Source organism: Paraburkholderia sp. BR14312 (assembly GCF_040948675.1).
Classification (GTDB): Bacteria; Pseudomonadota; Gammaproteobacteria; order Burkholderiales; family Burkholderiaceae; genus Paraburkholderia; species Paraburkholderia nodosa_A.
Genome location: NZ_JBFPKI010000012.1, coordinates 59,095 through 72,363 on the forward strand (window position 1 = coordinate 59,095; position 13,269 = coordinate 72,363).

The 13,269-nt window shown below is 67.4% G+C and carries 10 protein-coding genes; 7 read left to right on the forward strand and 3 right to left on the reverse strand.

Annotated elements, in window-relative coordinates; translation table 11 throughout:
* Nucleotides 1–11: 11 nt before the first annotated feature.
* From AB3X98_RS29950 to AB3X98_RS29975, 6 genes are all read left to right on the forward strand, one after another.
* Complete coding sequence (locus tag AB3X98_RS29950; RefSeq protein WP_342946862.1) at nt 12–1,280, forward strand: MFS transporter; 1,269 nt, start codon at nt 12–14, stop codon at nt 1,278–1,280.
* A 169-nt stretch (nt 1,281–1,449) separates the two neighbouring features.
* The gene (locus AB3X98_RS29955; protein WP_069261524.1) at nt 1,450–1,914 is read left to right on the forward strand and encodes a zinc-finger-containing protein; all 465 of its coding nucleotides are present in this window, start codon (nt 1,450–1,452) and stop codon (nt 1,912–1,914) included.
* A gap of 210 nt (nt 1,915–2,124) precedes the next feature.
* Nucleotides 2,125–2,523, forward strand: a complete 399-nt coding sequence (locus AB3X98_RS29960; RefSeq protein WP_256094447.1) for a hypothetical protein — start codon at nt 2,125–2,127, stop codon at nt 2,521–2,523.
* Between the two features lie 878 nt (nt 2,524–3,401).
* The gene (locus AB3X98_RS29965; protein WP_176732804.1) at nt 3,402–3,572 is read left to right on the forward strand and encodes a hypothetical protein; all 171 of its coding nucleotides are present in this window, start codon (nt 3,402–3,404) and stop codon (nt 3,570–3,572) included.
* 206 nt (nt 3,573–3,778) lie between these two features.
* On the forward strand, nt 3,779–5,527 hold the full coding sequence (locus AB3X98_RS29970; RefSeq protein WP_069261522.1) for an ABC transporter permease subunit: 1,749 nt from the start codon (nt 3,779–3,781) through the stop codon (nt 5,525–5,527).
* A gap of 14 nt (nt 5,528–5,541) precedes the next feature.
* On the forward strand, nt 5,542–6,876 hold the full coding sequence (locus AB3X98_RS29975; protein ID WP_069261521.1) for an AAA-associated domain-containing protein: 1,335 nt from the start codon (nt 5,542–5,544) through the stop codon (nt 6,874–6,876).
* Between the two features lie 84 nt (nt 6,877–6,960).
* On the opposite strand, the gene AB3X98_RS29980 is transcribed toward AB3X98_RS29975, so the two are convergent.
* Both AB3X98_RS29980 and AB3X98_RS29985 read right to left on the reverse strand, forming a co-directional pair.
* Entirely contained in the window at nt 6,961–7,359 is a 399-nt protein-coding gene (locus tag AB3X98_RS29980) for an FKBP-type peptidyl-prolyl cis-trans isomerase (RefSeq protein ID WP_069261520.1), read from the reverse strand.
* A gap of 271 nt (nt 7,360–7,630) precedes the next feature.
* Nucleotides 7,631–10,537: a mechanosensitive ion channel family protein gene (locus AB3X98_RS29985; protein WP_368605008.1), complete on the reverse strand. Its 2,907-nt coding sequence runs from the start codon at nt 10,535–10,537 to the stop codon at nt 7,631–7,633.
* Between the two features lie 436 nt (nt 10,538–10,973).
* Here AB3X98_RS29985 and AB3X98_RS29990 point away from each other — a divergent pair, with 436 nt between their 5' ends.
* Nucleotides 10,974–12,263, forward strand: coding sequence for an MFS transporter (locus AB3X98_RS29990; protein WP_342946866.1), 1,290 nt, complete (start codon nt 10,974–10,976; stop codon nt 12,261–12,263).
* 3 nt (nt 12,264–12,266) lie between these two features.
* Here the strand turns inward: AB3X98_RS29990 and AB3X98_RS29995 are convergent, their stop codons facing one another.
* Nucleotides 12,267–13,268: a 2-dehydropantoate 2-reductase gene (locus AB3X98_RS29995; RefSeq protein ID WP_368605007.1), complete on the reverse strand. Its 1,002-nt coding sequence runs from the start codon at nt 13,266–13,268 to the stop codon at nt 12,267–12,269.
* Nucleotide 13,269: the final 1 nt, after the last annotated feature.

A 13,269-nucleotide genomic window follows, 5' to 3' on the forward strand; every position in this document is an offset into this window, starting at 1 on the left:
CCCGCTGTTCAATGACCACACCTTCTCCGGAGGCGGCGTCCGACGACCCGCCCAGCCTTTCGCGCAATCGCGGTTTCCAGCGCTTCTATGGCGCGCGCGTGCTGTCGTCGCTCGCGTTCCAGATGCTCGCCGTCGCCATGGGCTGGCACATCTACGCGCTCACGCATAGTGCGTTCGCGCTCGGTCTCGTCGGCCTCGCGCAGTTCCTGCCGATGTTCTGCCTCACGCTCGTCGTCGGCCACGTGGCGGACCGCTACGACCGCAGACGCATCGCCTCCGTCTGCCAGCTCATCGAATGCGCCGCCGCCCTGACCTTCGCGGCCGGCACGGTCGGCGGCTGGCTGAGTGCGCCGCTCATCTATGCGCTTGCCGCGTGCGTAGGCGCGGCGCGCGCGTTCGAGTCGCCCGCCATTTCGTCCTTGCTGCCGGGTGTCGTGCCGCGCTCGCAGCTGCCGAACGCGACCGCGTGGTCGACCTCGGCGAACCAGACCGCGAACATCGTCGGCCCGGCGCTGGGCGGCCTGCTGTACGGCATCGGCGCGACGCCGGCCTACGCGGCCTGCTCGCTCGCGTTCGCGGCGGCCGCTACGCTCTCGGGCACGATCCCGCTGCGCGCCAAACCGCCCGCGCGCGCCCCCGTCACGCTCGAATCGGTGTTCTCGGGCATCGCGTTCATCCGTTCGCAGCCCGTCATTCTCGGCGCGCTGTCGCTCGATCTGTTCGCGGTGCTGTTCGGCGGCGCGACGGCACTCTTGCCCGTGTTCGCCCGCGACATCCTGCACGCCGGGCCCATCGCGCTCGGTCTGTTGCGCTCGGCGACGGCCGCGGGCGCGCTGGCGGGCTCGATCTGGCTCGCGCATTTTCCGCTTCGGCGCCGGCCGGGTCTCGCGATGTTCGGCGGCGTGATCGTGTTCGGCTGCGCGACGATCGCGTTCGGGCTGTCGCATGACATCGTCGTGTCGCTGATGGCGCTGGCGGTGCTGGGCGCTTCCGACGTCGTGAGCGTGGTCGTGCGCACGTCGCTCGTGCAGCTGCGCACGCCCGACGAAAAACTCGGCCGCGTGAGCGCGGTCAATTCGCTGTTCATTGGCACGTCGAACCAGCTTGGCGAGTTCGAGTCGGGCCTCACCGCTGGCTGGTGGGGCGCGCAGCGCGCCGTGCTGGTGGGCGGCGTGGCGACGATCTGCGTCGCGCTGCTGTGGATGCGGCTCTTTCCGGCCCTGCGCGACACGCGCTCGCTCGAGCGCGAAGAGGCGCACGCCACCGCCAGCGCGAACTGATCGCGCATGCGGCAACCCGCGGCGCCCCGTTTCGCCGCTGCCGTGCGCCGGGGTTTGCCGTTATCCTTTCGCGAGGGCCCGCTCGCAGCAGCGGAAGTAGCGGACCCCTGTATTTCTCATCCACCCATCAAGTCATGCATCCATCGACCATCGTCCCGAGGAGCGCCGCATGCGCGTAGGCCGCCCCGTCAAGGCGCTGCCGCAGCCGCTGTGCGATTACTGCGGCGCGAAAGCGGTGCTCGCGCGCTTCGCCGACGAGGCCTACCCGTATCGCGACGATCACGGCCCGCTATGGGTCTGCACGCCCTGCGAGGCCTGGATCGGCGTGCCCGCGCGCAGCACGCGCAACGTGCCGCTCGGCCGGCTTGCCAACGCCGCCCTGCGCGACGCCAAGAGCCGCCTGCACGACGCGCTCGAACCGCTGGTGGCCGCGAAGATGCGGCGCGACAAGGTCAACGCCTTCGAGGCACGGGGCAAGGCCATCCGCTGGCTCGGGGACGAACTGGGCTTCGACCTGCCCAATCCGTCGATCCACCTTCTGAGCCTCGAGCAGTGCGAGCGGGCCATCGCGCACATCGAGGCGTTCATGGCCGCGCGACGCGCCGACGGCGGGGGCGAGCGCGAACCGCGCTGAGCCGGCCGCCGCCAGCCGCTTGCCCGCCTGTCAGGCGATGCGCGGCGCATGTCTGTCACTGATAGTTACATTCGATTTGAGGGTCGGCGCTTAACCTTCGGCGCGCCGTGCCGTTATTGCACGGAACAGACTCTTACTTGCCCTTCCATGGCCAGGACCATCCCTTTCCCGCAGCGCTCGCAAGCCGGTCGCCCCCGACGCAGCAAGTCGATGCTGCTGCCGATCCCGCGCGCGGTCGCCAACGAACTCGCGCTGCAGGTGCATCTCGCGCTCGCCGCGCTGCGCCGCGGCGGCACCGGCGACGACGCACGCGCGTTGCTCCATGCTCACGTGCTCGCGCAATCGATTGCGGAGGCCGGATATGGCGCGCTCGAGCCGGAACAGGTGCGAGCGGCGGATGCCGCGCTGATCGCCTGTTTCGAGAGCGGCAACACGGGCGGCGGCTGGCAGCTGGACGATGCGGGATTCGAGGCTGTTGCGCAACTCGTGAATGTGTACGACCGCCAGTTGCAAGGCGCGCCGCTGTGGGCGCTGACCGAGGCAAGCGAGCGGCTCGAGCGCATGGGCGCAGGCGATGCCAGCCAGCACGCATTGCGCAAGAGCGCGTGACGCGCGCGACGCCGGGTACGCACATTGCGGCCGGCTTGGATGACCGTCGCCGCACAGACCCAGTAGTTAGCAGGCAGTATGGTGAAGTGAACGATCCTCTTTGAAAGACGAGCCGGATCGAGGCGACAGACGGAAGGCCGCCGGCGGGCGATGCATCCCCAAAAAATGCATGGCCGCGCCGATCGAGCCAGGGATGCGCTGTGGCGAACCGGGCGCGTGCCCGAGCGGGCCGCCGGTGCGCGCTGTGGTGACATTGGCACGAGATTTGACGCGGGATGCGAATCGTGTTGACTTCGGACAGGTGGCGCGCCTAAAATTCGCCCGTCTTAACAAAAGGGGCTGACGCCTTGGACAGTAGCAGTTGTCGATCTTCGAACAGTTTCGCTGCCTGACCGGCAGGACGTCCGCGCTCCTTTTCTTCCAGCCGCCGTCTTGCCAGCCAGGCAGATGGTGCGCGTCCAGCAGTAAATCCTCGTGCACTCTTGAATAGCGTCGACCGACGCCGCAGCGCCTTGACCGTATCGAGCGCCGCGGATGGCCGACATCGCGCCGTAAGCCCGCCCTGATCGATGCGCGCTTGCGGCACGGTTCGTTCGTTGCGCCCTGAGCGCGACGCGCGGATCGACACATGCGCGCTTTGAAGCCCTTGAAGCCGCTTCGCGTTCGAGCTACCGACTCGATGCAAGCCCTGGGCTCAGCCGCCGTGACGATAAGGAGTTCCGATGTCTGACAGTGACAGTTATCCGTTATGCCGCTTCCTTTCGAATTGCACTGAGGAAAGCGGGCAGACGCGAGCCGCCGCGCGCTGAAAGATTGCGCCCTGCCGGTCTGCTGGCTTTCCTCCCCAACGCGTCCCCCGCGACGCCAGGAGAACCAGTATGAACTTCGGCCTTCTTTTGCCGCATCTGTCGCAACTGCAGCAAACGCAGCACACCTTCCATCCCGATCTGCTCGGCGCGCGTGAGCGCGCGAGCGCCCCGCCGCCCTGCCGGGAATCGCGACTCGCCGCGCGCTGGCGAGACCTGCGAGCGCGCGTGTTTCGAGTCTGAATCAGACAAGCAGTAACGGATCCCCGCGCGTATGCCCTGCCGGCCAGGCCGGCCCTACGCGCCGCGCGAGGGATTCGCGCAATAACCCATCGCCGGTGCTTCGACATGAACCAGTTCAACCACACATTGCGAACGACCCGCCGCGCAGCGCGCGCCTGCGCCGGCGTGCTCGTGCCCACGCCAGTACTCGCTAACGGAGGCCGCTAATGGAGTTCAGCTTCAACCTGAACCGCACGGCCAACGCCTCGGCGTGGCGCGTGCTGCCGAACCGCTGGGACTTCGTGGCGTTCCCGCTGATGATCGGCCTGATCGCAATGGCGGCCGTGGGCTTTCACGAAACGATGGCGCCCATTGCCACGTTGAAGGCGCAGCCCATCTCGCTCGATCCCGCGAACCTGCCCGAGTACGCCATGCGCACCACGCTGCGCATGCTTGCGGCGATGGTGGCCTCGCTCATCTTCACGCTCGTGTACGGCACGCTCGCGGCGAAGAGCCGCCGCGCGGGCCAGGTGCTCGTGCCGATTCTCGACATCCTGCAGTCGGTGCCGGTGCTCGGCTACATCTCGTTTACGGTCACGTTCTTTCTCGCGCTCTTTCCCTCGCGCGTGCTGGGGGCCGAGCTCGCGGCGATCTTCGCGATCTTCACGAGCCAGGCGTGGAACATGACCTTCAGCTTCTACCAGTCGCTGCGCACGGTGCCGCGCGATCTGGATGAAGTCTCGCGAGGTTTCCATCTCACGGGCTGGCAGCGCTTCTGGAAGCTCGAAGTGCCGTTCTCGATGCCGGGCCTCATCTGGAACATGATGATGTCGATGTCGGGCGGCTGGTTCTTCGTGGTGGCCTCCGAAGCGATCACGGTGGGCAACAACACGATCACGCTGCCGGGTGTCGGCGCGTATCTGGCCCAGGCGATCGCGGAAAAGAACCTGCACGCCGTGGGCTGGGTGATCCTCGCGATGGTCGTCGTGATTCTCGCGTACGACCAGTTCCTGTTCCGCCCGCTCGTCGCGTGGGCCGACAAGTTCCGCATGGAGAACACGAGCTCGGGCGACGCGCCCGAATCGTGGCTGCTCGACCTGATTCGCCGCACGCGTCTCATTCACCGTCTGCTCGTGCCGATGGGCTTCCTGCTCGCCACGCTCGCGCGCATTCCGTTGCGCGTGCAACTGCCGAAGTCGCTGCCCGTCGTCACCACGATCAGCAAGCGCTCGCGTATCGGCGACATCGTCTGGGCCGCGTTCGTGATCGCGCTGACTGTGTTCGTGGTGTGGCGCGTCGTGGCCTATGTGCGCACGGGCGTCACGCTCGATGAAGTCTGGCACGTGTTCGTGCTCGGCCTCATCACGCTCTTTCGCGTGCTGCTCTTGATCGCTATCGCTTCGGTGATCTGGGTGCCGCTCGGCGTGCTGATCGGCCTGCGTCCGGCGATTGCCGAGAAGGTTCAGCCGCTCGCGCAGTTCCTCGCCGCGTTCCCGGCCAACCTGCTGTTCCCCGTGTTCGTGATCGTGATCGTGCGCTTTCACCTGAACCCGGACATCTGGCTCTCGCCGCTCATCGTGCTCGGCACGCAGTGGTACATCCTCTTCAACGTGATCGCGGGTGCCAGCGCCTATCCGAACGACTACAAGGAAGCGGCCACGAACTTCCGCATTCGCGGCTGGCAATGGTGGAAGAAGGCCATGCTGCCGGGCATTTTCCCGTACTACATCACGGGCGCGATCACGGCTTCCGGCGGCGCATGGAACGCGAGCATCGTCTCCGAGTTCGTGCAGTGGGGCGACACGAAAGTCGTCGCGCATGGCCTCGGCTCGTACATCGCCCAAACGACCGCCGCCGGCGACTTCCCGAAGATCATTCTGGGCATCGCGATGATGTCCCTGTTCGTTACGTTGTTCAATCGCGTGCTCTGGCGTCCGCTGTACACCTACGCCGAGTCCCGGCTGCGCCTCGATTGAGATGGAGTGACATCATGCTGAATCCGAAAATCGTCTCTTCCGACCTGCTGCCGATGCGGCCCGCTCCCGGCCAGGAAGTGCTCGCCGTCAAGCATGTTTCGCGCGGCTTCGCGAAGAAAGAGGACGAGCGTCTCGTGCTCGACGACGTGAACCTCACGCTGCGCGAGGGCGAGATCGTCGGCTTGCTGGGCCGTTCCGGCTCGGGCAAGTCCACGCTGCTGCGCATCATCTCCGGGCTCATCGAGCCGACCGAAGGCGAGGTGAACTGGCTCGGCAAGCCGCTCGAAGGGCCGGCCGAAGGCGTGTCGATGGTGTTCCAGACCTTCGCGCTGTTCCCGTGGCTCACGGTGCTGCAGAACGTGGAAGCGGGCCTCGAAGCACAGGGCGTGGGCGCGCGCGAGCGTCGCGAACGGGCGCTGGCGGCCATCGACCTGATCGGTCTGGACGGCTTCGAAAACGCCTATCCGCGTGAGCTTTCGGGCGGCATGCGCCAGCGCGTGGGCTTCGCGCGCGCGCTCGTGGTCGACCCGACGCTCCTGCTCATGGACGAGCCGTTCTCCGCGCTCGACGTGCTGACCGCCGAAACACTGCGTACCGATTTGCTCGACCTGTGGACGCAAGGCCGCTTGCCGATCAAGTCCGTGCTGATCGTCACGCACAACATCGAGGAAGCGGTGTTCATGTGCGACCGCATTCTCGTGTTGTCGTCGAACCCTGGGCGCGTGTCGGCAGAGATCAAGGTGCCGTTCAAGCATCCGCGCAATCGTCTCGATCCGGCGTTCCGCAAGCTCGTCGACGACATCTACGCGAAGATGACGGCGCGCGAAGCCGCCGAGGCCACGACTCGCCGTCTCGAAGTGGGCAGCCGCCTGCCGGACGTGTCGACCAACATCATGGCCGGTCTGATCGAAACGCTGGCGGCCGCACCGTATCACGGCCGCGCCGACATGCCGGAAATCGCGCGCTCGCTGCATCTGGAAGTCGACGACCTGTTCCCGATCGTGGAAATGCTGCAGCAGCTCGGCTTCGCCGACGTGCGCGAAGGCGATGTGCTGCTCACGCCGCCCGCCCGCGTGTTTGCGGAGATGGGCACGCAGGCGCGCAAGCTCATGTTCGCCGATCACCTGCTGCGCAACGTGCCGCTCGCGGCGCGCATCAAGAAGGTGCTCGACGAGCGCCCGGGCCATCGCGCGCCGCGCGTGCGCTTCGAGCAGGAGCTGGAGGACGTGCTTTCCGATGTCGACGCCGAAGAAACGCTCGATACCGTGATCGAGTGGGCGCGTTACGGCGAGGTCTTTTCGTACAACGACCAGTCGGAAATCTTCAGTTTCGAGGACGTCGAGGCGTAAGGCCTGTGTCCCTGCAAAAACAAGAACGGGCGGCGAGGATGACACCTCAACCGCCCGTTTTTTTGCCTGCAGAATCTGCTGGCCTTACTGGCCGATCCCGATCAGCTCGATTTCGAACGTGAGATCGCTGTTCGGCGGAATCGGGCCGACCGCGCGATCGCCATAAGCGGTCGCCGCCGGGCAGGTCAGCTTCGCCTTGCCGCCGACCTTCATCTTCTGCACGCCTTGCGTCCAGCACGGAATCACGCGATTGAGCGGGAAGGTCGCCGGGCCGCCGTGCTTGTCGGAGCTGTCGAATTCGGTGCCGTTCGCGAGCGTGCCGCGATAGTTCACGCGCACGACGTCGGTGGCGGTGGGCTGCGGACCGGTGCCTTGCTTGATGTGTTCGACGACGACGCCCGACGGCAACTTGTCGATGGGGTTGGCGGCGAACGCGGTCGTTGCAACGGTGGCAGCGGCGACCAGGGCAATCAGTGATTTCATGAGATGTCCTCGTTGAATGGCAAATCGATTATATCGGGCGCGCCGCGCAAGCAGAGGAAAGGTGAGCTTCTTCGGGACTCACCGCGCCGCGCGTGCAGCGCCTCATGCCACCGCTCGCAGACCCTTGATTAGACGGAGAACTTTACCCTGCCAGCGTTGCGCCGCGACGTTGCTCGCCCCGTATCGGTGAGACTTTTCGGGAGATCGATCGGGCGAAGCGACGGGTGAGGCCGGCGCGCGCGAGCCGCGCACCGGCCATGATGTCCACGCATCAATTCGGCTTGCCGCTCGACGACCCGTTACCGTCGCCCGACGCACCGGCGCGGCCGGCGCGCGGCTTGCCGCCTTGCGCGCCCGTCTTCGAAGCGCCGTGCGCCTGCGCCCGCGCGCGATCGTTGTCGGTGGCGTCGTCATCGTCGTGATCGTCGCCGTGCGTATGCCCTTCGACATCGTCACCGCGCGCCATGCCCACGAGGAAGTTGCGCTGCGGATTCGCCAGCTCGATGCCGCGCTCCGTGAAGCGCAGCAACACGCGCTTGTTGAACTCGCGCTGCACACCCCAGCGCGCCGAGTCCTTACACTGAATCTGCCCGACGAGCGTGACGGCCGCGCCATCCACCTGATCGACGCCCCAGTATGCGAAGTCGCTGAGAATGCCGTTCTTGAACGCGTCTTCCTTGCGGATCTCGGCGCCGATGTCCTTGAGCGTGTCGATGGCGCGCTGCAGATCCGCGCCATGCGCGATCTGCACCTTCACCGCCGCGTTGCCGATGCCGCGATTCGTGTTGTTCACCGTCGTCACCGAGCTGAACGGCACGGTGTAGAGCGAACCGTCGCCGCCGCGCAGGCGCACGGTGCGGATCGAGAGAAACTCGACCGTGCCCGAGACGCCCGCCACCGTCACCCAGTCGCCCACCTGCATGGCGTTTTCCGTCAACAGGAAGATGCCGGTGATGAAGTCCTGCACGAGCTTTTGCGAGCCAAAGCCGAGCGCCACGCCGAAAATACTCGCGCCCGCAATCAGCGGCGCGGTGTTCACGCCGAGCTGCGAGAGCGCGGTGAGCCCGACCACGACGAGGATCGAAACGAGCAGCGTCGTGCGGAACATCGGCAAGAGCGTGCGCAGACGCGCGGCGCGCACGAAGTCGCCCGCGTCGGTCCATGCGTTCAGGCGCCGCTCGGCCGCGCCGTTCGCGAACTCCCAGATCGCGACGGCGGCAATGACGGCGATCACGATAGTGAGGAGTGCAGAGCCCAGCAGATGCCCCATCGGCGCGAGCGCGAGAATGCGTGCGGGACGCAGGCCCCAGACGTGCAGCAGCAGGTCGAGCGAGACGATCCAGATCGCCACGACGACGATGCGCCGCAGTGCCGGGTAATAGCGATACGCACGGCGCTGGCCGAAGCTCATCTTCTCCTGATCGTCGCGCAAGCCGAACGCGCGGCTCAACGCCCCGAGCAGCACGATGGCGCTCACGCGCGCGGCGAGCAGCACGACGAGCGAGAGTCCGCCCGCGCGCAGCAGCGCCGCGTAGCCGCCGCGCAGATCGAGCGCCCAGACGAACCAGAGCGCGAGGACGACGAAGAGCGCCACGCCCACCCAGATGTCGGCGAACCATTGCATGAACCAGGCATACGAGCCATGGCGTGCGGCGGCGGCGCGCATGGCGTCGGCCACGGGGCGGCGCAGCTGCAGGATCATCACGGCAAGCGCGAGGTGGCCGACCAGCGTGACGACCTTCACGAGTGCGAGATGCGCGTCCTCGGTCATGCCGAGCGGCACCGCGCCGCCAATCGCTCCGCCCACGCCGCCGATCACGACGACGCGCACGAGCCAGCGCTGCGCGTAAGCGGCCCAGTCGTCGGGCAGCGGCACGAGGCGCAGCGCGGCGGCGTCGGGCGCGAACAGCAGCTTGCCGAACATCACGATCACGCGGCAGATCACATACGTATCGACGATCTGGCCCACGGCTTCGGCGGGCGCGGCGTCGTCGGGGCCGAAGAGCGACAGCACGCCCGCGGCGCACAGGCCGAAGGCGATCACGGGCACGACTTCGAGCAGCATCACGAGCAACGCGCCCGGCAGACGCTGCAAGAGGCGCCAGTGATGCGCGCCGCGCAGCGCGTGGTACGCCTCTTTCGCGCGGTCGGCGGCGGTTTTTGGCGAGGCGCTGGTGTTGTCCTCGGCTTGCGCCGCGACCACGGTGGCGCGCGCTGCCGCGTTGGCGCCCGCGTTCGCGTTGGGGCCGGCGTTCGGGTCGCTGTCCTTTTCATCCTGGCCGCTCTTGCCCTCGGCCGGCTCCATGCCGGCGGCTTCGCGCAGGGCGTCTTGTTCCGCGTCGGCCTTCGCATCGGCGGCTTTCGCCTGCGCGGCGAGCGCGAGGCTCGTGCCCGTCGCTTCAGGTGTTTGTGGCTGCGGCGTCGGCGTGCCGCTTTGCGCAGGGCCGGCGTCCTCGCGCTGTTTCGCGGCCTGATGCGCGGCAATGGCGCGCTCCGGCGTGGCGACGACGCGGCGCAGCAGCGTGGCGAGCGCGAGCGCGGGCACGAGCGTGAGCAGCAGCACGCGCAGCAGCGCGAGCATCAGCGCGTGGCCCTGCGGCGTGTTCAGATGGTCCTGCCACCAGTTGCGCGTGGACCAGAGGCCGAGCAGCGTCGCGAACGTATGGCTCAGATGCTGGCCCATCGTGCGCGCGCCGTGCGCCGCGTGATCGGCGATCTGCACGACCAGACCGTTGGAGCGCAATGCGCCCGCGAGCGGCGCCGAAGCGGCTGTGGATGCCGCCGCGCCGGAGGCCGCGGCGGGCGCACTGGCCGCCGCGCTCGCCGAGGCGGGCACGGCCAGCGCGCCAGCGGCGGCGATGGCGCGCAGCGTGTCTTCCATGTGGCCGCGCTGCACGGGATCGTCGAGAACCTGCAGGGCGGCTTGCGCCTGGGTGGGCGTGAGCGCCACGGGGGCGGCCGGGTTGGCCGCGTTGGCATTAGCGGCGGGCGCGGCAGGCTGGGCGGGATGCGCTGGGCTCGCGCCGGGCTTGAACGCTTCGGCGACGGTGGCCGGTGTCGCCGCCGCTGCACGCGACGCGCAGAGCGCGAGCGTCAGGCCGGCTGAAACGGCGAGGACGGCAACGAGAGCTTGCAGGCGCGACGCGCGCGGGAACCGAAAGGCAGAAGAAAGGGACATCCTTGTCATGGGCTTACGGGTCGCGACTGCGGCGACCCTTCAGTGGCGGCGGAGGAAAAGACAGCGGGACAAAACGCGCGGCTGGAAGCGCGTTGGCGCGGCGCATAGCCTGCCGGCGCCCGATTCGTCGGAACGTTCGACGCGCTGCCGCAATTTCGGTGCCCACTTTGTGCGTGGGTGGCCCGCAGGGCGTTTGCGGAACCGCCAAAAAATGGCGCGGCGCGCGAAACGTGAGTGCTGACTATGCCGGGAGTATGCCTCTTTTACCTTACGAACGCGGATGAGACGCTCATGCCGGGCACCGATAAAAGGGACGCTTCATTGCCATACGCGGTTCGCGGCGTACGCGGGTTTTGATCAGTGGCGCATGCGCCCGGGCGAATGCTACCGTTGCACGGTCAACATTCAGGCCCGCCAGAGGCCGACGAGGAGAGCCATGAACAGCGTCAGCATGACCGGAGTGCGCAAGGGCAAACTGAGCCGCACGCAGTTGATCGTCGCCGCGACAATCGGCAATGCGCTCGAATTCTTCGATTTCACCGTCTACAGCTTCTTCGCGCTGACCATCGGCAAGCTGTTCTTTCCCACCATGTCGAGCTACGGGCAGTTGCTGGCCTCGGTGGCGACCTTCGGCGTGGGCTTCGTCATGCGGCCGCTGGGTGGCGTGGTGATCGGCGCGTATGCCGACCGCGCCGGACGCAAGCCCGCCATGACGCTCACCATCTTCATGATGGCGCTAGGCTGCATGCTGATCGGCCTCGCCCCCACCTACGCGCAGATCGGGGTGGCCGCGCCGGTCCTGATCGTGTTCGCGCGCTTGCTGCAGGGATTTTCCGCGGGCGGCGAAGTGGGCGCATCCACCACGCTGCTGATCGAGGCGGGCACGCCCGTCAATCGCGGCCTGCTCGGCAGCTGGCAGTTCGCGAGCCAGGGGATGGGCGTTTCGCTCGGCGCATTAACGGCCGGACTCCTGACGACTTTCCTCGCCGCCGACACGCTGCTCGCCTGGGGCTGGCGCGTGCCTTTCCTCATGGGCGTGGCGATCGCGCCGCTCGGTATGTGGATTCGCCGGCGTCTTGACGAGCAGTTGCCGCCGCAGGCGAGCGTGGTGCGCATGCCGGTGCTCGCCGTGCTGCGCGATCACTGGCGGCGCGCGGCGCTCGGCATCCTGCTGACGATCGGCTCCACGGTCACGGCCTATGTCGTCACGTTCTATATGCCGACGTATGCGATTCACGAACTGAAGGTGCCCGCGCCCACGGCCTTGCTGGCGGGGCTCGTTTCCGGCGTCGTGACCTTTCTGGTGGCGCCCGTATCGGGCCTGCTCTGCGACCGGTTCAGCCGCCGCGCGCTGATCTTCTGGCCGCGCGTGGGTGTCTTGCTGTTGATCTACCCGGCGTTCCTGTGGCTCGCGAGCGGCCCGGATGCCGCGCGTCTTTTGATCACCGTAGGCGGCCTGAGCGTGCTGCTTGGGCTGCAGGCCGCGCCCTCCATCACGATGCTGCCCGAGATGTTCCCGCGCGCCGTACGCGCGACAGGCATGGCGATCGTCTACGGCATCGGCGTGGCGATTTTCGGCGGCTTCGCGCAGACCGTTGCCACCTGGCTCGTGAAGAGCACGGGCAATCTGCTCGCGCCCGCGTGGTACGTGATGGCGTGCGTGGCGATCTCGTGCCTCGCGTTGCCGTTTATTCGCGACCTTACGGGCAAGCCGCTCGAGGATTGACGGTTAGTCTTTCTGGCGCGCCGCTTCGAGATTCGCGTCGAGCTGCCGCGCCAGACCGTAGAGCATGCCGAGCGAGGGCGCCGCGACGCCCACACGCTGTGCCAGTTCATAGGGCGCGCCTAGCAGGGCTTCGACTTCGAGCGAGCGTTGCGCTTCGACGTCTTGCAGCATCGAAGTCTTGAACGCGCCTAGCTTGCGCGTGATCGCGTTGCGTTCCTCGATGGTCATCGCGAGGCGAATGCCGAGCGCTTCGCCGATCGCACGCGCCTCGGCCATGACCGCGCTCACGAGCTGCGCCGTGAGCGGGTCGTCGAGAATCACGTCGGCGGTCGAGCGCGTGAGCGCACTGATGGGGTTCATCGTCATGTTGCCCCAGAGCTTCGCCCAGATATCGGCCTGAATGGGCGCGGCTTTCGTGACCTCGAAGCCGGCCTGCGCAAGCAGATCGCGCGCTTCCTGCGCGTGCGCGGCCATGTGCGCCGAGCCCTCGCCGACGATCAGATGATTGCCGCCGCCCTTGCGGATCACGCCCGGCCCCGCAATCGACGACGACAGATGCACGACACAGCCCGAAGCCTGCGCGGGCGGCAGCGCCTTCGAGACGACACCGCCAGGATCGACCGCTTCGAGCGGGCCATTCGCAAGCGTGCCGCCGAAGCCGTGGAGAAACCACCAGGGCACGCCGTTCATCGCCGAGACGATATGCGTGTGCGGGCCCACGAGCGGCGCGAGCGAAGCGGCCGACTGGGCGAGCGCCTGACCCTTCAGGCAAACGAAGACGATGTCTTGCGCGCCGAGTGTTGCGGCGTCGTTCGTGGCGTTGACGGATTGCGTGTAGCGCGTGTCGCCTTCGACGATCGTCAGACCGTCGCGGCGAATCGCTTCCAGATGCGCACCGCGAGCGAGCAGATTTACGGCGATGCCCGCGCGCGCAAGGCGCGCCGCGAGCAGGCCGCCGATCGCACCGCCGCCGATGACGGTGATCTTCCGGTTCGGGGTGTTCAAA

What these genes read in the sequence shown, in the direction of transcription:
- AB3X98_RS29950 (WP_342946862.1), top strand. Translation starts at nt 12, where the DNA reads ATGACCACACCTTCTCCGGAGGCGGCGTCCGACGACCCGCCCAGCCTT.
- AB3X98_RS29955 (WP_069261524.1), top strand. Translation starts at nt 1,450, where the DNA reads ATGCGCGTAGGCCGCCCCGTCAAGGCGCTGCCGCAGCCGCTGTGCGAT.
- AB3X98_RS29960 (WP_256094447.1), top strand. Translation starts at nt 2,125, where the DNA reads ATGCTGCTGCCGATCCCGCGCGCGGTCGCCAACGAACTCGCGCTGCAG.
- AB3X98_RS29965 (WP_176732804.1), top strand. Translation starts at nt 3,402, where the DNA reads ATGAACTTCGGCCTTCTTTTGCCGCATCTGTCGCAACTGCAGCAAACG.
- AB3X98_RS29970 (WP_069261522.1), top strand. Translation starts at nt 3,779, where the DNA reads ATGGAGTTCAGCTTCAACCTGAACCGCACGGCCAACGCCTCGGCGTGG.
- AB3X98_RS29975 (WP_069261521.1), top strand. Translation starts at nt 5,542, where the DNA reads ATGCTGAATCCGAAAATCGTCTCTTCCGACCTGCTGCCGATGCGGCCC.
- AB3X98_RS29980 (WP_069261520.1), bottom strand. Translation starts at nt 7,359, where the DNA reads ATGAAATCACTGATTGCCCTGGTCGCCGCTGCCACCGTTGCAACGACC.
- AB3X98_RS29985 (WP_368605008.1), bottom strand. Translation starts at nt 10,537, where the DNA reads ATGTCCCTTTCTTCTGCCTTTCGGTTCCCGCGCGCGTCGCGCCTGCAA.
- AB3X98_RS29990 (WP_342946866.1), top strand. Translation starts at nt 10,974, where the DNA reads ATGAACAGCGTCAGCATGACCGGAGTGCGCAAGGGCAAACTGAGCCGC.